The organism is Mycobacterium sp., from assembly GCF_044342925.1.
Classification (GTDB): domain Bacteria; phylum Actinomycetota; class Actinomycetes; order Mycobacteriales; family Mycobacteriaceae; genus Mycobacterium.
Window position 1 is genome coordinate 1 of record NZ_JBIIOV010000055.1, and the last position, 18,199, is coordinate 18,199.

At 67.2% G+C, this 18,199-nt stretch carries 19 protein-coding genes; 4 read left to right on the plus strand and 15 right to left on the minus strand.

Annotation, left to right across the window (positions count from 1 at the left end; all coding sequences use genetic code 11):
* From ADBZ6I_RS07955 to ADBZ6I_RS08000, 10 genes are all read right to left on the minus strand, one after another.
* Positions 1-303: MlaD family protein (locus tag ADBZ6I_RS07955; RefSeq protein WP_526382620.1), on the minus strand; the 303-nt coding region annotated here is incomplete at its 3' end.
* Positions 304-365: 62 nt separating this feature from the next.
* Positions 366-1,979, minus strand: coding sequence for a virulence factor Mce family protein (locus tag ADBZ6I_RS07960; RefSeq protein ID WP_526382588.1), 1,614 nt, complete (start codon positions 1,977-1,979; stop codon positions 366-368).
* Between the two features lie 9 nt (positions 1,980-1,988).
* On the minus strand, positions 1,989-3,443 hold the full coding sequence (locus ADBZ6I_RS07965; RefSeq protein WP_526382590.1) for an MCE family protein: 1,455 nt from the start codon (positions 3,441-3,443) through the stop codon (positions 1,989-1,991).
* The gene (locus ADBZ6I_RS07970) at positions 3,440-4,480 is read right to left on the minus strand and encodes a virulence factor Mce family protein (protein WP_526382592.1); all 1,041 of its coding nucleotides are present in this window, start codon (positions 4,478-4,480) and stop codon (positions 3,440-3,442) included. The genes ADBZ6I_RS07965 and ADBZ6I_RS07970 overlap by 4 nt, the downstream gene beginning before the upstream one ends.
* On the minus strand, positions 4,477-5,688 hold the full coding sequence (locus tag ADBZ6I_RS07975; protein ID WP_526382594.1) for an MCE family protein: 1,212 nt from the start codon (positions 5,686-5,688) through the stop codon (positions 4,477-4,479). Before ADBZ6I_RS07975 ends, ADBZ6I_RS07970 begins: the two co-directional genes overlap by 4 nt.
* Positions 5,689-5,690: 2 nt before the next feature.
* A complete protein-coding gene (locus ADBZ6I_RS07980) occupies positions 5,691-6,566 on the minus strand; it encodes an MlaE family ABC transporter permease (protein WP_526382596.1) in 876 nt (291 codons plus the stop codon).
* Entirely contained in the window at positions 6,567-7,352 is a 786-nt protein-coding gene (locus tag ADBZ6I_RS07985; protein ID WP_526382598.1) for an MlaE family ABC transporter permease, read from the minus strand. It lies immediately after the preceding gene.
* A 176-nt stretch (positions 7,353-7,528) separates the two neighbouring features.
* Positions 7,529-9,103 carry a fatty-acid--CoA ligase FadD5 gene (gene fadD5 / locus ADBZ6I_RS07990; RefSeq protein ID WP_526382600.1) on the minus strand — a complete coding sequence of 525 codons (1,575 nt, stop codon included), beginning with the start codon at positions 9,101-9,103 and terminating at the stop codon, positions 7,529-7,531.
* 79 nt (positions 9,104-9,182) lie between these two features.
* Entirely contained in the window at positions 9,183-9,629 is a 447-nt protein-coding gene (locus ADBZ6I_RS07995; protein WP_526382602.1) for an SRPBCC family protein, read from the minus strand.
* The gene (locus tag ADBZ6I_RS08000) at positions 9,629-10,285 is read right to left on the minus strand and encodes a TetR/AcrR family transcriptional regulator (protein WP_526382604.1); all 657 of its coding nucleotides are present in this window, start codon (positions 10,283-10,285) and stop codon (positions 9,629-9,631) included. The genes ADBZ6I_RS07995 and ADBZ6I_RS08000 overlap by 1 nt, the downstream gene beginning before the upstream one ends.
* Positions 10,286-10,397: 112 nt before the next feature.
* On the opposite strand from ADBZ6I_RS08000, the gene ADBZ6I_RS08005 reads away from it, so the two are divergent.
* Complete coding sequence (locus tag ADBZ6I_RS08005; RefSeq protein WP_509715510.1) at positions 10,398-10,520, plus strand: hypothetical protein; 123 nt, start codon at positions 10,398-10,400, stop codon at positions 10,518-10,520.
* A gap of 18 nt (positions 10,521-10,538) precedes the next feature.
* On the opposite strand, the gene ADBZ6I_RS08010 is transcribed toward ADBZ6I_RS08005, so the two are convergent.
* The gene (locus ADBZ6I_RS08010; RefSeq protein WP_526382606.1) at positions 10,539-12,098 is read right to left on the minus strand and encodes an SDR family NAD(P)-dependent oxidoreductase; all 1,560 of its coding nucleotides are present in this window, start codon (positions 12,096-12,098) and stop codon (positions 10,539-10,541) included.
* On the opposite strand from ADBZ6I_RS08010, the gene ADBZ6I_RS08015 reads away from it, so the two are divergent.
* On the plus strand, positions 12,058-12,531 hold the full coding sequence (locus ADBZ6I_RS08015) for an acyl-CoA thioesterase (RefSeq protein WP_526382608.1): 474 nt from the start codon (positions 12,058-12,060) through the stop codon (positions 12,529-12,531). The two genes, ADBZ6I_RS08010 and ADBZ6I_RS08015, sit on opposite strands and share 41 nt — an antisense overlap.
* A 120-nt stretch (positions 12,532-12,651) precedes the next feature.
* On the opposite strand, the gene ADBZ6I_RS08020 is transcribed toward ADBZ6I_RS08015, so the two are convergent.
* The 4 genes from ADBZ6I_RS08020 to ADBZ6I_RS08035 all read right to left on the minus strand — a co-directional run bounded on the left by ADBZ6I_RS08020 (position 12,652) and on the right by ADBZ6I_RS08035 (position 15,839).
* Positions 12,652-14,082 (minus strand): NAD(P)(+) transhydrogenase (Re/Si-specific) subunit beta, encoded by a 1,431-nt coding sequence (locus tag ADBZ6I_RS08020; RefSeq protein WP_526382610.1) that lies wholly within the window; start codon positions 14,080-14,082, stop codon positions 12,652-12,654.
* A complete protein-coding gene (locus ADBZ6I_RS08025) occupies positions 14,079-14,414 on the minus strand; it encodes a proton-translocating transhydrogenase family protein (RefSeq protein ID WP_526382612.1) in 336 nt (111 codons plus the stop codon). The genes ADBZ6I_RS08020 and ADBZ6I_RS08025 overlap by 4 nt, the downstream gene beginning before the upstream one ends.
* A gap of 5 nt (positions 14,415-14,419) precedes the next feature.
* A complete protein-coding gene (locus tag ADBZ6I_RS08030) occupies positions 14,420-15,499 on the minus strand; it encodes a Re/Si-specific NAD(P)(+) transhydrogenase subunit alpha (protein WP_526382614.1) in 1,080 nt (359 codons plus the stop codon).
* A gap of 103 nt (positions 15,500-15,602) precedes the next feature.
* Entirely contained in the window at positions 15,603-15,839 is a 237-nt protein-coding gene (locus tag ADBZ6I_RS08035; protein WP_526382616.1) for an amidohydrolase family protein, read from the minus strand.
* Between the two features lie 495 nt (positions 15,840-16,334).
* Here ADBZ6I_RS08035 and ADBZ6I_RS08040 point away from each other — a divergent pair, with 495 nt between their 5' ends.
* Together ADBZ6I_RS08040 and ADBZ6I_RS08045 are read left to right on the plus strand one after the other, a co-directional pair.
* A complete protein-coding gene (locus tag ADBZ6I_RS08040) occupies positions 16,335-17,552 on the plus strand; it encodes an acyl-CoA dehydrogenase family protein (protein ID WP_526382622.1) in 1,218 nt (405 codons plus the stop codon).
* Positions 17,549-18,199 (plus strand): tyrosine-protein phosphatase (locus tag ADBZ6I_RS08045; RefSeq protein WP_526382618.1); only part of this gene is annotated, 651 nt, incomplete at its 3' end. The genes ADBZ6I_RS08040 and ADBZ6I_RS08045, both read left to right, overlap by 4 nt.

Sequence of the window (18,199 nt, forward strand, 5' to 3'; positions counted from 1 at the left end):
CGGGGCGGCCAGCTCCACATGCTGGGTACCCAGGATGGAGCTCTGGCCGATCTTGGCGGTGGCGTTGGCGGGCAGTTGGACCTGCGGCGACACGCTCAGAGTCAGGGTGGGAACCCAGTCCTTGAGCTCGATCTTGCGAACCGTGCCCACGAACACGTCGGCGACGCGCACGCGGCTGTTGACGTTGAGCGCCAACGTGTCCGGAATCTGGACGTAGATGGTCTCCGAGCCCTTTTCGCTACCCGGCCCCAAGTCCAGCGGGACGTTGGCGATTCCCTTCCACCCGCAGGAGGTCAGGACCATCGCGGTCACGCCCAGCGCCAGGCCGCGCAGGCCCAGGCGGCGGGCGCGGTTCTGATGATCGGTCACTGTCCGGCCCCCGTTTCAGCAGATAGAGCGGGCATCGGGACGGGCATCGGAGCGGCGGGTGCCGCGGTGCCCGGTGCGGGCGGGCCGATCTGCTGCGACACCGGCAGTGGACCGGGGTTCACTTCGGGCGCCGGTGCGGGTGCCGGCGGAGCCGGCGGGTACCACGGCGGCGGCAGCGGGTTCTTCTGGTCGTAGGAGTTCGACGGTGCGCCACCACGCGGGCCGGCCGCGGGATACGACGACGGGTCCGGGCCGCCCATCAGTGAAGCCAGCGAGTCCGGGGTGAGCATGTTCGCCGTGAACGGCTGGACCTGCAGTCCCTGCATGCCGGGAGCGACGATCCAGCCCGGCTCGTGGTTTCCGTGCGAAAACAGGGTGTCGCGCGACCACACGCCGGGGACCGTCGTGTCCTTATATCCCGGGGGCGGACGCAGCCGCTCCTCGGAGTACGCGACGTACTTGGGCAGGGTGGAGGCGGAGGCGAACTGATTCACACCGAACGGCGGATAGTTGAACTTCGTCGCGTCCAGGATCGGCGCCAGGTACTGCGCGCACAGCTCTGCGGAGTCCTGGTAGCCCAACCGGCTGCCGGCCTGGATGGCCGAGCACAGGAACTGCATCGGGTTGGCCCAGTTGGCGACGGCCGGGATGGCCACAATCGCGCCGTGGGTCGGGTGATAGATCTGGGCCGTGTTCGCCGCCAGCGTCGGGTAGACGTGCAACGCCGTCTCCAGCCCGTTGCGGGCATCGGGCTGCATCAGCGCGTTGGTGACGTCGGCGAGGTTGTTGATGTCGCGGGCCAGCAATGAGCCGTTGTCGTCGACGAACTTGCGGGCCGTCTTGAGCAGCTTGTCGATCTCGACCAGCGCGTTGCCGACCTCCTGGTCGGAGTTGTTCAGCGAGGTGGTGAACTGCGCCAGGTTGGTGTTGAGCGCCACCAGCTGCTGGTCGCTCTGGTGCAGGGCGTTGACGAACACCGCCAGCGCCTTGGTGGTGGCGAACAGGTCGCCGCGGCTCTCGTTGAGCGTGGCCACCGCGTCCGAGAGCGCCTTGAACGTCTCGTTGATCTGCTTGCCGTTGCCGTTGAGCGCACCGGCGGCGGAGTCGACCAGATCGCCCAGCGGGCCCTTCGGCTGGGAGGGTGTCGGGCCGAGTTCGACGACGAGCTTGTCGAGCTGGGCACGGATGTCGTCCCACTCGACCGGAACCCGAGTGCGCTCCAGCGGGATCACGTCGCCGTCAGCCAGCGCCGCGCCGCCGGTGAAGGGCGGGTCCAGCTGCAAGGAGCGCGACGCGACGACCGTCGGGTTGATCACCGACGCCACGGCGTCGGCCGGCACCTTGTACTTGCTGTCGAAGTGGAAGTTGACCTTCATCTTGTCGCCGGCCGGCTCGATGCTGTCGATCTTGCCGACCTTGACGCCCATGATCTGGACCCGGTCGCCCGGGTACACGGCCAGTGCGTCGGAGAAGTAAGCGCTGGCGCTGGTGGTCGTCGCCTTCTGGTACAGCCGGTAGCCGACGAACGCCGCCACCAGGGCGAGGGCGATCACCAGGGTGCCGATGACGACCCCGGCGCGGGAGACCTTCTTGAGGCCCGTATTGACCATGGACATGGGCTAAGCGCCTCCCGTGTCGATCGGCGCGAAATTGCCGGGGCCGGGGACCGGAACGGTTCGGGCTCCAGGCGGTCCGGGGGCCAGCTGCGGACCGGGTGCACCGGGCACCAGCGGTCCGAGCTGACCGGGAACAGCCGCGGCGGGAACGCCGTGGTTCGGAACCATCGCGTCGGGGTTGGGCGCGGAGATCGCGACGTTGGGCCGCGGGTATCCGCCGGGCACCGCACCGAACGGACCCTGCGTCGCGTTGGCACACGGCAGCGGGTTGCCGGGTGAGGGGATGCCGTCGGCCGGCGGTGTGTAGGTGCACGGCGAGCCGGGCTGCAGAGCCGGGCCCGGGTTTTCCGGAGTGCCCTCGAATACCTGCGGCGACGGCGGCGGGGCGCCGTTGGCCTGGGTGGCGCCGTTCGGGTCGGGGAACTGGTAGGCGGGCAGGCCGGCGTTGCGCCAGAACTCCTCGGGGTCGATGCCGCGTTGCTTGAACGCGGCGTCCACCCACGGCTGGATGATCTGGTACGGAAGGATATTGACCAGCAGCGTCTTGAAGTACGGGCCGGAACCGATTGCCTCGGTGAGGGATCCCATGAACTTCGATGCTGTGGTGATCGAGTAGGCCAGGTCCTCTTTGTGCTGGGCCAGCACGTCGCTGATGGTCTGCAACTGGGTGAGGACGTTGGTCAGGTTCGGGTTGTCGTCGATGAACCCGGCGAACTGCTGCGACACCGCGGTCACATTCTGCAGCAGCACGTCGACTTCCTGGCTGCGCTGATTGACGGCGGCGAGCAGCACCCCGGCGTTGACCAGCAGCCGGTTGATCTGCTCACTGCGGTTGCCGAGCACGGCCGCGACCTTATTGGCCTCACCGAGCAGCGACTTGAACTCCTCGTCGCGCTTGCCGATCGTGTCGGAGAACCGGGACACACCCTGCAGCGCCGCCTTCAGTTCGGGCTTGCTGGCATCGAGGGTCTCGGTCAGCGCGTTCAGCGAATTCCTGACCGCGGTCAGATCCCACTGGCTGGTGTTGGTGGTCAGCTCGGAGAACGCGTCGTAGAGCTGGTAGGGCGTGGTGCTCTGCTCGAGCGGCAGGAGTCCGCCGACCGCCAGCGGCTTGCTGCCGCGCGGGTCGATCTCCATCACGCGCTTGCCGAGGATGGTGTCGGTGCGGATCGACAACCGGCTGTCGGTGCCGATGCGGTAGTCGCCGAGCGTGAAGCCGACCTTGACCCGGTCGCCGTCGATCGTCGTGGTCTTGATCTGGCCGACGTCGTAGCCGCTGATGCGCACCTTGTCACCGGGCTGCGAACCGGCCGAGTCGGTGAAGTGCGCGTAGTACATCGGCTTGGCGAACAGCATCGGGATGCTGGCGAAGCTCTGGCCCACGGCCACCACCATGATCACGACCAACAGGCCGATCAGACCCGTCCGGACCCGGTTGGATCCCTGGAGAGTAATCATTGCGGCGTGCACCTGCCCGTCGGCTGCTTGGTGATCCGAACCTTGCGAACCGGTCCGCCCGGCTGCAAGCCGTTGAGCGTCAGAGTGAGATCGCAGAGGTAGAAGTTGAAGAAGTCGCCGTAGACGCCGCCCGCCCGGCCGATCAGGTTGATCGCGGTCGGATATTCGGTGAGCAGCTTGTCCAGCTTGGCCGGGTCATCGGCGAGCGGCTGCTGGATGGTCTCCAGCTTGCCGAGGGTCTGCTGCAGGATCGGGCGTTCGTCGCTGAGCAGTCCGGCCAGCTGTGTCGAGGCGTTGCTGATGTCGGCGATAGCGCCGGCCAGCGGATCGGCCCGGTTCTTGAGTCCGGTGATCAGGATTTCGAGGTTGCTGATCGTCGAGTCGAACTCCCGCTGGTGCCGGTTGACGGTGCTGAGCACGGTGTTGAGGTTGGTGATCACCTCGCCGATGGCCTGGTCGCGGTCGGCGATGGTGGCCGTCAGCTGCGCGGTCTGGCTCAGGATGTTGGCGATCGTGCCGCCCTGCCCCTGGAAGACGGTGACCAGGGAGGTGGCGATGTTGTTGACCTTCTCCGGGTCGAGCGCCTTGAACAGCGGCTTGAAGCCGCCGATCAGCGCATCGAGGTCCAAGGCGGGCTGGGTGCGGGCCAACGGGATGAGACCGCCCGGGGGCAGCACCTTGTCGGCCCCGTCGCCGGTACCCCGGTCGAGGTTGACGTAGCGCTCACCGATCAGGTTGGCGTAGCGGATCTGGGCACCCGAGGACTGGTAGAGCGGAAGCGACTTGTCGACGTTCAGCGTGACGGTGACGCGCTGCCCGTTCTCCGAGAGGGTAACCCTCTTGACCTTGCCGACCTCGACGCCACCGGCACGGACGAACTGTCCGGCCTTGAGGCCGCTGCCGTTGCTGAACTCCGCCTCGTAGGAGTTGAAGCGCTGGAAGCGCAGCTGTCCGAACACCACGATCAACAGCACGGTGCACAGACCGAGAATGGTCGACACGATGCCGAGCTTGATTAACGTTCCGCGAATGCTCATGGGTTGATCGTGTTCTCCCCGACCTGACGTCCCCAGACGTATTCGTTGAGGATCGGCTGACCAAGCTCGAAGTGGTTGTACGGAGCGATCGTTGCGCCGGTGTCGGCGACCAGGGTCGGTGCGGGCCAGAAGTCCCGGGTGACCTTCTGCCAGCAGCCGGGTGCGCCGCCGGGTCCACCTCGGGCGTTCACCCGAGGCAGGTTGTCCGGATAGATGTAGGGGTTGGGCGCACCGATCAGTTTGGCGTGGTCGGCCAGCGAGTAGCCGTTGCCACCAAAGCCGTCCAGCGCCGCGGGCAGCAGCTCTGCGTAGTTGCGGATCATGCAGAACAGCTCAGGGCTGTAGGTGTTCAGCAACTGCGAGGTCGGGATCAGGTCCGCCATCGCCCGCACTAGGTACGGGGCGCCGCGTTCGAACACGTCAGCGCCGGTGTTGCCGAAGCCGGCCGCAGCCAGCAGCATCGCGTCGAGATTGCCTTGCTCTTCGTTGAGGGTGCGGACCGTGGTGAGCACGTTGTCAACGCCGTTCCAGAAGTCCGGGCCGGCCGCGGTGTAGACGTCGGCCAGACCGGCCAGCTGTTGCAAGCCGTACTGCAGGCGGGGCAGCCGCGGATTCAGGTTGTCCAGTGCGGTGTTCGCGGTAACAAGGGTCTTGCCCAGCTTGCCGCCCACTCCGGTCAGCGCTTCCGCGGTGGCCGAGAGGGTCAGGTTCAGCTTGACCGGGTCGATCTTCTCCGCCAGGCCCGTGATGGTCTCGAAGAGGGTGTTGAACTCGACGGTTGTGCTGCGGGCGTCGATGACGTCGGAGCTACTGATCCGCTCGGTCGTCGGATCCTTCGGGCTGGACAGGGCGACGTACTTGTTGCCGAAGATCGTGGTGGCCTGGATGTCGGCATTGACGTTCGCCGGAATCAGCTCGATGAACTTCGGCTTGACCTCCATCGCGAACTTCGCGGCCTCTTTGCCGTCGATCTCGGTCGCTTCGATCCTGGTGACGCGCCCCACCTCGACACCGTTGTAGGTGACCTTGGCGTTCGGGTCCATCACCAGGCCGGCCCGGGCCGCGACCATCGTCAGTTCCGTCTTGGGCGTGAGCTTTCCGCGGAACTGCAGCAGCAGGAACGTCAGGATGATGGCCACGACCAGCAGCAGGATGAAGCCGGCCAGCCGGATCGGCGGTTTCTTGATCTCGTTCAGGGGAGCGGTCACGTCTACACCGTCAGATTGAAGTTCGGGTCGGTGCCGTACAGCGCCAACGAAGCGAACAGAACCACGAACTGAATCAGGACCAGTGACGCGCGCATCGACTTACCGACCGCCTCGCCGACGCCCACCGGGCCGCCGCTGGCGTTGAAGCCGTAGTAGCAGTGGTTGATCATCACGATCACCGAGATGATGATGACCTCGACGAACGACCAGAACACGTCGTTGGTGCGAAGGAACGTGTGGAAGTAGTGGGAGTAGGTGCCACCCGACTGCCCGTAGAGCACCGTCGTGGTCAGCTGTGCGGCCAGGAAGGCCATGATCAGCGACATTGCGTAGAGCGGGATGATGACCACCGCCGCGGCGACCAGCCGCGTCGAGACAAGGTAGGAGATGGACTTTATGCCCATCACCTCCAGCGCATCGATCTCCTCGGAGATGCGCATGGCGCCCAGTTCGGCGGTGGCGCCGGCGCCGACGGTCGCCGCCATCGATTGGCCGGTGACGATGGGTGCGGTCAGGCGGACGTTGACCATGGCGGCGAGGAAGCCGGTGAAGGCTTCCACACCGATGTTGCCCAGCGAGGCGAAGCCCTGGATGGCGATCAGCGACCCGGCGGAGAGGGTGACGAAGCCGACGATGGCGACGGTGCCGCCGACCACCGCCATGGCGCCGGCACCCATGCCGACTTCGGCGATCAGCCGGACGATTTCCTTGGGGTAGTAGCGGAGCGCGTGCCCGATCTCCTTGATGGCCTCGATGGCGAACCAGGCAACCTTGCCGGTGCTGTCGAGCACCTTGCCGGGTTTCTTTCCCCATTTATCCGCGAATTGCGGGAACCGGGCCGGGACCGCGGCCTTGGGGGTTGTCGTCGCCGTCGCCATCTATCGCCCCGTTCCGAAGCGGACACCGATTGTCGTGAAGATGACGTTGACCGCGAACAACGCCACCACGCAGAGCACCAGGGTCTCGTTCACCGCGATGCCGACGCCTTTCGCGCCACCGCCGACGGTGAGACCTCGGTAACAGCCCACTAGCCCGGCGATCAGCCCGAACGCGACGGCTTTCGCGATGGCGATGACCACTTCCGGCAGCCCGGTGAGCAGCGTCAGGGTTTGCAGGTAGGCGCCGGCCGAGATGTTCTGCAGGTACACACCGAAGAAGAAGCTGCCCACCAGGCCGATGGTGATCACCGCTCCGTTGAGCAGGACCGAGACGAGTGTGGCGGCGGCGACGCGGGGCACCACCAGGCGGTGGATCGGGTCGATGCCGAGCACCTCGAGGGCGTCGATCTCTTCGCGGATGGTGCGTGCGCCGAGGTCGGCGCAGATGGCGGTGGATCCGGCGCCCGCGACCACCAGCACCGTCACCAGTGGACCGAGCTGGGTCACCGACGCCAGCGCCGCACCGGCGCCGGAGACGTCGGCCGCGCCGAACTCAGTCAGCAGCAGATTGAAGATGAAGATGATGAGCACGGTCAGTGGGATCGACATCGCGAAGGTCGGCAGCAGGGCGACCGTCATCAGGAACCAGGTGTACTGGAAGAATTCTTTCCACTGGAACGGCCGGGCCAATGACTTGGCGGTCAGCACGCACATCTTGAAGAAGCCGCCCATGGCCGTCATGGGGCCGTTGAAGCGTTTGCGCAGGTAGCTGGTCGACGCGGTCATCGCGTGGTGCCCTCACTGCGATCTCGCCGGTCACGGCGGCGGGGGGACAGACCGTTGGGCACGTACCCCTCCTGAGTTCCTCCGGTGGTGACCAGAATGTGTCCAGTACATGCCATGTAACCGGGACCACAGGAATGTACCCGATACCTCAGGTCCGCCACATCTCATCAGCACTATTACGATCCAACTGGTTTGCCGGAGCCGCCAAAAAGTGCCCTGAGCTGGTTCTTCAGTACTTTTCCGGCGGGATTTCGGGGCAGCGCGTCGACGATTTCGAGGGCCTTGGGGTGCTTGTAGCGAGCGAGACGGTTGTCCAGCAAACCGGTCAGATCATCCAGCGTCAGCGGTTCGGTCACCGCCGCCACAGCGATGGGCACCTCGCCCCATTTGTCGTCCGGACGGCCGACAACCGCGACCTCGGTGATCGCCGGGTGGGCGGCTAACACGTTTTCCACCTCAGCGCAGTAGATGTTCTCCCCGCCGGAGATGATCATGTCCTTCTTGCGGTCGACCACCCAGATGTAGCCCTCGTCGTCGCTGCGGACGAGGTCTCCGGAGTGGAACCAGCCGCCGTCGAAGGCCTCCGCGGTGGCCTGTGGCTTGTTCCAGTAGCCGGCCATCAGCGTCGGAGCGCGGTAGACGATTTCGCCGACCTGGCCCACCGGAACGTCGTTCATCTGATCGTCGACGATGCGGGCGGCGACGGTCGGGATGACCTTGCCGACCGACCCGAGCTTTCGGATGGCGTCCTCCCCGGCCAACATGCAGGTCACCGGGGACATCTCGGTCTGGCCGAACGCCGCCAGGATCCTGCTGTCCGGGAAGGTCGCGGCCATCTGGCGGAGCAGGGTGTCCGAGGCCGGCGCAGCCCCCCAGGACAGGTTGCGCAGCCGCAGGGTGCGGGGACGGGCCTGCTGCTCGGCGCAGACCGCCTGCCACTGCGCGGGTACCAGGAAGATTCCGGTGACGCCCTCGGCCTCCAAGACGTCGAGCAGTCCGCCCGGGTCGAAAGCGCCCAACGGATAGATGACCGTCGGGATGCCCAGTGTCAGCCCGGGCAGCATGTTGCCGATCCCGGCGATGTGGAACAGCGGCACCCCGATGAAGCCGACGTCGCCGGCGATGTCCGGGCAGGTGGTGTAGATCGCCGACATCGCCTGCCCAGCCAGATTGGCGTGGGTGAGCACTGCACCCTTGGGATGCCCGGTGGTCCCGGAGGTGTACATGATCAGCGCGGGGCTGTCGTTGGGCACGTCCACCGGCGGCGCGGGTTCCCCTTCCTCGGCGACGAGTTCCTCGTAGCCGACAACGTCGGTGTCCGAAGGGGACTCGGCGACGACGACCGTCGAGAGATTCGGCGTCATGGCACCGACCGCATCGGCCAGCGGCGCCAGCGTCGGTTCGGTCACCAGCACAGCGGCCCCGCAGTCGTCCACCAGGTAAGCCAGCTCCGGCGGGCTGAGCCGGAAGTTCACCGGCACCGCGATGGCACCGAGCATCGTTGCGGCAAGGCATGTTTCGACGAACTCGGGACGGTTCAGCATGAGGATCATCACCCGGTCGCCGCTGCCCACCCCGCGGCGGTGTAGCGCGCCGGCCAGTCCGGTCACCCGCGCGTGCAGTTCGGCCCAGGTGATGGTGCGGCCCATGAACCGCAGGGCGGTGGCGGCAGGCTGCATCAGGGCGTGGCGGGACAGCTGGGTGATCCAGTTCTGCCGCCGGGACAGGTAGGGCTGGTCAGTACCGGTCATGGCCGTCCTGCGTCTCCATCGTCGTCAAGCTTGTGTCTACGGCCGCCGAAAGGCGACGCGAAACGCCGTGGAGCGGCGGCTATACGCCGCCGGCGAGAGCCTCGGCCCGCGCCTTGAGGTTGCCCGCTAGATGCTCCAGTGCGTCGTTGACCAGTTTCTTCACCATCACATCCGGCACACCGGGGATCGAGGTTTCCACGTCGAGGTCGACGGTCAGCAGGCTGGCCGGTCCCATCTCGACCACCGAGAACAACTGGTTCTGCTTGGAGAACAGTTGGCCCTGCTGCATGACGGTCTGGATCTGCGCCGGGGCGGGGTAGTAGACGGCCTGGATGTAGGTGCCCGGCTGGCCCTGGATCTCGGTGTCGATGCGCAGCTGGCTGGGCCTGCCGTCGTTGTAGCGGGCCAGGATGTAGACCGCCGTGACCTCGTCGTTCCACTGCGGGTAGGCCTCGAAGTCCGCGACGATGCTCAGGATGGAGTCGGCCTGGGCGCCGACCTCGAGGGTCTTGCTCACTAGTGCCATCAGACATGTGCCTTTCGCTGGCCGGCGGGCTGGTTGTAGCCCAATGGACTCTCGGTGCGGATCGCTTCGTCGCGGATGAGGCCGCGCAGCAGCGCCGTGCTGAATTCGGCGGCGATCTCCTTGGCGCTGCGCCGGCCGTCCGGGCGCAACCACCGGTAGGCGCCCATCGTCATGCCGATGTAGCCCAGGGCCACCACATGGGAGTCGCACTCGAAGAATTCGCCGCTGGCGATGCCGCGGTCGATGAGGCCGGCGACGTGCTCGTAGACCTGGGTCTCCTTCTCGCGCACCTCGGCGACCTGCTCTTCGGTGAACCATTCGGTGATGTAGGGCTGCTCCTGGAAGTACACCGCCGCGCCTTCGGGATTGCCGGCGATGTTGGTCAGCAACCGCACCGTGTACTGGTAGAGCGCCTCGCGGGCTGTCCAGGACGGGTCGTCATGCACGGCGGCCAGGGTGTTCTCCGCTGCCCGGCGGTAGATGTCGAACAAGATCAGCGACTTGCTCGCGTAGTAGTGGTAGACCGTCGCCTTGTTCAGACCGACGACGTCGGCGACGTCGTCCATCCGGGTGCCGTGGTAGCCGCGGGCGGCGAACAGCTTGGTGGCGACGGACAGCAACTCCTCGCGCCGGGTCGTCCCGTTCTCCGGTGGCATGCCACCCCTCCCTATCAACTGGTTGGACAGTCTAGGCAATGCGCGCCGACCGCCACGCCCACACCGACAGTGGGGATAGACTTCAGCCCGTCGGACGCCTAGGAGGTACGCCATGAATCCCGACCCGCAGCCCGACTACGACGCGACCGACGAGATCGAGTACTTCTTCAGCTGGCTGCCCTGGGCGCTGCGCGGTACCGACTGGACCGGTACCCCCGCCTACCCGCCGGTCTAAGACCCCGCGCCACCCGCGTCACCAGTTCGAGGGCTGGTAGTCCTTGAGGAAAACCCCGTAGAGGTCCACGCCGGCCTCACCCTGCACGATCGGGTCGTACACCCGGGCAGCGCCGTCGACGAGATCGAGCGGGGCGTGGAACCCCTCCTCGGCGAGGCGGATCTTGGTGAAATGCGGGCGCTCGTCGGTGATCCACCCGGTGTCGATACTGGTCATCAGGATGCCGTCGGTCTCGAACATCTCCCCCGCGCTGGTGCGGGTGAGCATGTTCAGCGCGGCCTTGGCCATATTGGTGTGCGGGTGCCCCGGGCCCTTGTAGCGCCGGGAGAACACGCCCTCCATCGCCGACACGTTGACCACATACTTGCGGCGGGCAGGTGAGGCGGCCATCGACGGACGCAGCCGGGAGATGAGCAGGAAGGGTGCCGTGGCGTTGGCGAGCTGCACCTCGAGCATCTCCAGCGGCTCGACTTCGTGCACGTGCTGGGTCCAGCTGTTCACATGATGCTCGTCGGGCAGCAATCCGCCGGCGTCGATGGCGGTGCCGGCGGCCAGCCGCTCCAGTGAGGACGAGCCGGCCGCCAACGCCGCCGCCGTCAGGGCATCGGCAGGTGAGGCGGCCGCGAGAATCGGGTGATTGGCGACCGAGGCCGCCAGCGCCTGGGGATGCGGGTCGTTGGTGTGACCGAAGGTCAGCAGCTCCGGGATCGGACCATCGGGCAGCGGCGCGAGCTCGGCCTCGGCCAGCGGTGCGTAGGCGCCCGGGGATCGGCGCACGGTCTGGGCGGCATTGTTGATCAGGATGTCCAGCGGCCCGGCCGCCGCGACGGCGTCGGCCAGTCCGACGACCTGGGCCGGGTCGCGCAGATCGATGCCGACGATGCGCAGGCGGTGCAACCAGTCGGCGGCGTCGGGCAGCCCGGCGAACCGGCGCACCGCGTCCCGCGGAAACCTGGTGGTGATCGTCGTGTGGGCGCCGTCGCGCAGCAGCCGCAGGGCGATGTACATGCCGATCTTGGCCCGGCCGCCGGTGAGCAGCGCACGTCTGCCGGTGAGATCGGTGCGGGCTTCGCGCTTGGCATGGCTGTGCGCGGCGCACGGCGGACACAGCTGGTGATAGAACGCGTCGACCTCGGTGTAATGCGTCTTGCAGATGTAGCAGGCCCGGGACTTCAGCAAGGTCCCCGCGCTCGGCGCGGCGACCGACGCCGACAGCGGGATGCCGCGGGTCTCGTCGTCGATGCGGTCGGGAGCTCCGGTCGCGGTCGCGGCGACCACCGCGCGGTCGGCGTCGGCGATCTCCGCGCGCTTCTCGGCCCGCCGCCACTTCTTGGCTGCTTTGAACATGTGTGAGGTCGCCCGGCGCACCGCGATGAAGTCGGGGTGGGATTCGTCGAGCTGGTGCAGTTCGGCGAGAACGTCGAGGGTCACCTTCAGGCGCCCGGGATCGATACCCGGCCGATCTTCCGCTTGCCCGTCGAAAGCCACGCCGGAGTGTAACGAGACGACGCCGAAACACGCGTACGCTGCCCACCTTGTGACCGATTGGACGACCACCGCAGCACGTCCCCACCCCATGCGGCTGCGGCTGCAGAGCTATCCCTTCGTCGACGAGATCGCCGTCCGCTACGGCGATATGGACGCAAACGCGCACCTGAACAACCTGGCGCTGGAGTCGTTGCACGAGAACGCCCGCGCCACGATGAACCGGGCGCTCCTGCCAACTGCCTATACGGGCGAACGACGGATCCGGCTGGTCACCTCGCAGAACGCCGTGCACTTCCTTTCCGAGGCGTTCTGGCCCGGCATGATCCAGACCGGCGCGGGGATCGGCCGAATCGGGCGCACGTCGTATCTGGCGTCCACCGGGTTGTTCGTCGACGGTGACTGCATCGGGGTGTGCGACACCGTGCTGGTGATGCTCGGCGGCCCCGATGGTCCGGCCGGCCCGCTGCCGCTGCCCGAGGAGTTCCGCGCGGCTCTGGAAGGCGCGCTGCTCCGGGAGGGTTAGAGCCGCGCGACGATCAAGCGGCGACGAAGGAGCCGCGCTGAGGAGCACGGCAATTCGACTACAGCCGCGCGACGATCAAGCGGCGACGAAGGAGCCGCGCTGAGGAGCACGGCAATTCGGCTACAGCGCCTTGAGCTCCTCGATGACCGCCGACACCGACTTCTTGGCGTCGCCGAACAGCATCGAGGTCTGGGGCAGGAAGAACAGCGGGTTCTCGATACCGGCGTAACCCGACGACATCGAGCGCTTGAGCACGATAACCGACCGGGACTGGTCGACGTTGAGGATCGGCATACCGTGAATGGGGCTGGACGGGTCTGTCCGCGCCGCCGGGTTGGTGACGTCGTTGGCACCGATCACCATCGTCACGTCGGTGCGCGGGAACTCGCCGTTGATGTCGTCCATTTCCTTCATGGCGTCGTAGTCCACGTCGGCCTCGGCGAGCAGCACGTTCATGTGCCCGGGCATGCGGCCGGCCACCGGGTGGATGGCGAACTTGACCTCCACCCCCTTGGCCTCGAGCAGGTCGGCCATCTCCTTGACGGCGTGCTGGGCCTGCGCCACCGCCAGGCCGTAGCCGGGCACCACGATCACCTGGTTGGCGTACGCCATCTGGATGGCCGCATCCGCCGCGGAGGTGGCCTTGACCGGACCCTGGTCGACGCCGGCCGGGCCGCCGACCGCGTCGGTGCCGCCGAAGGAGCCGAACACGATCGCCGGGATGGAGCGGTTCATGGCCACAGCCATCAGGTTGGTCAGGATCGAACCCGAGGCGCCGACGATCATGCCGGCGACGATCATGGCGGTGTTGTTCAGCGCCAAACCGGCTGCGGCGGCCGACAATCCGGTCATCGCGTTGAGCAGCGAGATGACCACCGGCATGTCGGCCCCGCCGATGGGGAACACCACGAACAGGCCCATCAACCCGGCGAGGACGAGCACCAGCACGATCCACCAGACCGAGAGGCCCTGGTTGAGTCCGATGAAGATCGAGGCAGCGACGGCAGCGAGCAGCAGCACAACGTTGGCGGCCTGAAACAGCTTGGCGTTCTTGACGAAAGCCTTCTCGACGTTCTTCGGGATGATGTTTTCCTGAAGTTTGGCGAAGGCCACCAGCGAGCCCCAGAACGACACCGAGCCGATGACGGCGGCGAACAACGATCCGACCACCAGCGCCACGGTCGGGGACTGTTCCGGCTTGAAGACCGAGAAGCCTTTGGTCTCAATGAATTCCGTCCAGGCGATCAGCGCCACGGTGCCGCCGCCGACGCCGTTGAACAGCGCCACCAGCTGAGGCATCGCCGTCATCTTGGTCTTCTTGGCCGGCGGCACACCGAGGATCACGCCCAGCGCCAGGCCGGCGATGATCAAGATCCAGTTGATCGAGGCGGTGTCGCGGATCTTGATCAGCGTCGCCACCACCGCGATGCCCATGCCGACGGCGGCGATCCAGTTGCCGCGCACCGCGGTCTTGGGTCCGGTCAGACCCATCAGGCCGTAGATGAACATTCCGAACGCGGCGATGTAGAGAACGTCGACGAGATAGGTCATTGGGCGAGCTCCTTCGCCTTACCGGCAGCGGGGGCCTTTTCCTTCTTGGACTTGAACATGCCGAGCATGCGGTCGGTCACCAGGAAGCCGCCGATCACGTTGAGGGTGCCGAAGACCAGCGCGACGAACGCGATGATCCGCACGCCCCAGTGCGCGTCGGCGGGCAGGTTGCCCAGCACCAGCAGTGCACCGAGCACGACGATGCCGTGGATGGCGTTGGTGCCCGACATCAGCGGGGTGTGCAGGGTGTTGGGCACCTTGGAAATCACGGCGAACCCGACGAACCCGGCCAGCACCAGGATCGCCAGATTGGCAAGAAGTTGGGTGTACATGCTCCTCAGCCTCTCGTCACACAGGAGGCCGCGATGACCTCGTCGTCGAAATCGGGTTGCAGCGCACCGTCTTTGATCATGAGTTCCAGCAGCGAGGTGAGGTTCTTCGAATACAGCTCGCTGGCGTGCTCAGGCATGGTGGCGGGCAGGTTCAGCGGCGAGGTGATGGTCACGCCGTGCTTGACGACGGTCTCGCCCGGCTCGGTGAGCTCACAGTTGCCGCCGGTCTCGCCGGCGAGGTCGACGACCACGCTGCCGGGCTTCATGCCCCGCACCGCCTCGGCCGTCACCAGTCGCGGCGCCGGGCGGCCCGGCACCAGGGCGGTGGTGATGACGACGTCGAAGTTGCCGATCGCCTGCTCCAGCTTCTTCTGCTGCTGAGCGCGCTCCTCCTCGGTGAGTTCGCGGGCGTACCCGCCCTCACCGGCGGCGTCGATGCCGAGGTCCAGCCACTGGGCACCCACCGAGCGGACCTGGTCGGACACCTCCGGGCGCACGTCGTAGCCGGTGGTCTTGGCGCCGAGCCGCTTGGCGGTGGCCAGCGCCTGAAGGCCGGCGACGCCGACGCCGAGCACCAGCACGGTGGCCGGCTTCACCGTGCCGGCCGCGGTGGTCAACATCGGGAAGAACCGGGTCGACAGGCTGGCCGCCAGCAGCACGGCCTTGTAGCCGGCGACGTTGGCTTGCGAGGACAGCGCATCCATGGCCTGCGCGCGGGAGATCCGCGGGATCGCCTCCACCGCGAAGGCCTGCACACCGGCCGATGTCAGAGCACCGATCTGGGTGTCGGCGTTACGCGGGGCGAGGAAGCCGATCAGCGTCTGACCGGAGCGCAACCGTGCCACCTCCGACGATGACGGCGGGGCCACCTTGACCACGACGTCACACCCCCAGGCGTCGCCGATGGTGGCGCCGGCGGCGGAGTAGAGCTCGTCGGGCAGCAGGGCACGCTCGCCGGCGCCGGATTCGACCACCACCGCGACGCCGCTGTTTACCAGCGCCGCGACCGCCTTGGGCACCAACGCCACCCGGCGCTCGTCGGCCCCGGACTCGACGACGACGCCTACTGTCGTTCTTTCTGTCATGGCTCTCGCGTGTACTTCCTAGGATCATTTGACGGGTCTCCCCCGTCGCTCGGGACACCCTAACCGCTGGCAGGGGCTATTTCCCAAAGCCGAGGACCGGCGCTCACCCGTTCAGGGGAGGCCCGGCGAACGGATCGCCGTGGGTGAATCGGCCGTTCATCATCGTCATGTCCACGCCGGTCTCGGCGATGCGGTGCGGCGGGACCTCGAACAGGTTGCGCTCCAGCGCCACCAGGTCCGCACGCTTGCCGGCTTCCACGGAACCCACCAGGTCATCGAGCCGAAGCTGACGTGCCGCGGCCAGAGTGTTGGCGCGCAGAGCCTGCGCCAGATCCGGCACTGATCCTCCGGTTCCAGGGCCCGGGCGTCCGGCTCACCGAGGGCGCGGCGGGCGATGGCGGTCTCGATGGCGTCCAGCGGTTTATCGGTGGAGAACCAGCCGGCCGCCGGCCAGTCCGTGCCGAACGTCACAGCGCCGAACGTCACAGCCGCGCCGCGCTCCAGGACCTCGCGCAGCAGATACATCCGGCGGCAGCGCTGATCCCCGATCCGAGTGCGGATGGTCGCCAGGCTGGGGTCCACGGCGGCCCAGTTCGGGGAGAACTGCGCGATGAGCCGAGTTCGGCGAAGCGAGGCAGGTCGGCGGGGTCGACGATCTGCAGGTGCGCCCACCGTGTGCCGACGATCGGCGTCCGGCACATGGACGATCACCGCGATGCGCCCCGCTACTTCGAGCAGATGGACGGCGCCGGCCGGTAGCCAGTCAGTTAGTCACCGTCCCGGCACCGGTGCCGCCGCGGCGGGGTGCCCTATCGTGGCGGATATGGATTTCGCCATGTCCGCCAAGGGCGCCGACTACCACAAACGCCTCACCGATTTCATGGTCGAGGAGGTGTTCCCGGCCGAGCAGTCCTACGACGAATACCGGGCGGCTGCCGGTCTGGGCGACTACACCGTGCCCCCGGTGGTGGAGGAGTTGAAGACCAAGGCCCAGGAACGCGGGTTGTGGAATCTGTTCCTGCCGTCCGAATCCGGGCTGACCAACCTGGAGTACGCGCCGCTGGCCGAACTGTCCGGCTGGAGCACCGAGATCGCGCCAGAGGCCATCAACTGCGCCGCCCCGGACACCGGCAACATGGAGGTGCTGCACATGTTCGGCACCCCGGAGCAGAAGAAGCAGTGGCTTGAGCCGCTGCTGGCCGGCGAGATTCGCAGCGCCTTCTCGATGACCGAGCCTGCGGTGGCCTCCAGCGACGCCCGCAACATCCAGACCCAGATCACCCGCGACGGCGACGACTACATCATCAACGGCCGCAAATGGTGGACCTCGGGCGCCAACGACCCGCGCTGCAAGGTCCTGATCGTGATGGGCCGTACCAACCCGGACGCGGCCTCCCATCAGCAGCAGTCGATGATCCTGGTGCCCACCGACACTCCCGGGCTCAACGTCCTGCGTTCGACGTCGGTGTTCGGCTGGCAGGACCAGCACGGCCACGCCGAGATCGTCTACGACAACGTGCGGGTGCCGGCGTCGAATCTGCTGGCGCAGGAGGGCACGGGCTTCGCGATCGCCCAGGCGCGGCTCGGGCCGGGCCGCATCCACCACTGCATGCGCGCCATCGGGGTGGCCGAGCGCGCGCTGGCGCTGATGACCGAGCGCGCCCGCACCCGCATCGCGTTCGGTAAGCCGTTGGCCGAACAGGGCATGGTGCAGCAGCAGATTGCGCTGTCCCGCAACGAGATCGACCAGGCCCGCCTGCTGTGCGAGAAGGCAGCGTGGACCATCGACCAGCATGGCAACCGGGCGGCGTTCTCGCTGGTGTCCCAGATCAAGTCGGTCGCGCCGCTGATGGCGTGCACGGTGATCGACCGGGCCATCCAGGTGCACGGCGGCGGCGGTGTCAGCGACGACTTCCCGTTGGCCCGGATGTACGGCTGGCAGCGCGCCATGCGGATCTTCGACGGACCCGACGAAGTGCACTTCCGCACCATCGCCAAGGCCGAGCTGGGGCGTGAGCCGAGTGCGATGGCCGCGGCGGTGACGCGCGGGTGACCCCGGACCCCGAATTTCACTACACGCACGAAAGACTCTCCGGGGCATGGAATTTCCGCGACGTCGCCGAGACCGCGGGCCTGCGTCCGCGCCGCTTGTTCCGGTCCAGTGAGCTCAGCAGTCTTGACGACGCGGGCCGCCGCACCCTGACCGAACTCGGCGTCACCGACGTCGCGGATCTGCGCTCCCCCGGTGAGGTGGCGCGCCGCGGCGGCGGCGCCGTCCCGAGTGGCGTTGCGGTGCACAACCTTCCGTTCCCGGAGGTGACGCAGCACCACGGCGACGCCGAGCCTGCCGAGGCTCCGCACGAGTCCAGCTTCCAGAAGCTGATGACGGAGTTCTCCGAGGAGGACCCGTCCGTGGCCGCCCAGCGCTGGATGACCGCCGAGTACGAGCGGTTCCCCACCCTCGCCGGCGCGCGCACCGCGGTGCGCCGGATCATCACCATGCTGGCCGACGGGCATCCGGTACTGGTGCACTGCTTCGCCGGCAAGGACCGCACCGGGTTCGCGGTGGCGGTGGCACTGGAGGCAGCGGGCTTGGCGCCCGACGACATCCTGGCCGACTACCTGCGCAGCAACGACGCCGTCGGCCGGCTGCGGGACAGCATCCTGGCCACCATGCGCAGCCGGGAGGGCATCACCGAC

Excerpts from the sequence above, each read along its gene's own strand:
- ADBZ6I_RS08030 (WP_526382614.1), bottom strand. The coding sequence starts at position 15,499 with ATGACAGAAAGAACGACAGTAGGCGTCGTCGTCGAGTCCGGGGCCGAC.
- ADBZ6I_RS08005 (WP_509715510.1), top strand. The coding sequence starts at position 10,398 with ATGAATCCCGACCCGCAGCCCGACTACGACGCGACCGACGAGATCGAG.
- ADBZ6I_RS07970 (WP_526382592.1), bottom strand. The coding sequence starts at position 4,480 with ATGAGCATTCGCGGAACGTTAATCAAGCTCGGCATCGTGTCGACCATT.
- ADBZ6I_RS08020 (WP_526382610.1), bottom strand. The coding sequence starts at position 14,082 with ATGACCTATCTCGTCGACGTTCTCTACATCGCCGCGTTCGGAATGTTC.
- ADBZ6I_RS08000 (WP_526382604.1), bottom strand. The coding sequence starts at position 10,285 with ATGCCACCGGAGAACGGGACGACCCGGCGCGAGGAGTTGCTGTCCGTC.
- fadD5 (WP_526382600.1), bottom strand. The coding sequence starts at position 9,103 with ATGACCGGTACTGACCAGCCCTACCTGTCCCGGCGGCAGAACTGGATC.
- ADBZ6I_RS07960 (WP_526382588.1), bottom strand. The coding sequence starts at position 1,979 with ATGGTCAATACGGGCCTCAAGAAGGTCTCCCGCGCCGGGGTCGTCATC.
- ADBZ6I_RS07985 (WP_526382598.1), bottom strand. The coding sequence starts at position 7,352 with ATGACCGCGTCGACCAGCTACCTGCGCAAACGCTTCAACGGCCCCATG.
- ADBZ6I_RS08040 (WP_526382622.1), top strand. The coding sequence starts at position 16,335 with ATGTCCGCCAAGGGCGCCGACTACCACAAACGCCTCACCGATTTCATG.
- ADBZ6I_RS08010 (WP_526382606.1), bottom strand. The coding sequence starts at position 12,098 with ATGGGGTGGGGACGTGCTGCGGTGGTCGTCCAATCGGTCACAAGGTGG.
- ADBZ6I_RS07980 (WP_526382596.1), bottom strand. The coding sequence starts at position 6,566 with ATGGCGACGGCGACGACAACCCCCAAGGCCGCGGTCCCGGCCCGGTTC.
- ADBZ6I_RS07995 (WP_526382602.1), bottom strand. The coding sequence starts at position 9,629 with ATGGCACTAGTGAGCAAGACCCTCGAGGTCGGCGCCCAGGCCGACTCC.
- ADBZ6I_RS08025 (WP_526382612.1), bottom strand. The coding sequence starts at position 14,414 with ATGTACACCCAACTTCTTGCCAATCTGGCGATCCTGGTGCTGGCCGGG.
- ADBZ6I_RS07965 (WP_526382590.1), bottom strand. The coding sequence starts at position 3,443 with ATGATTACTCTCCAGGGATCCAACCGGGTCCGGACGGGTCTGATCGGC.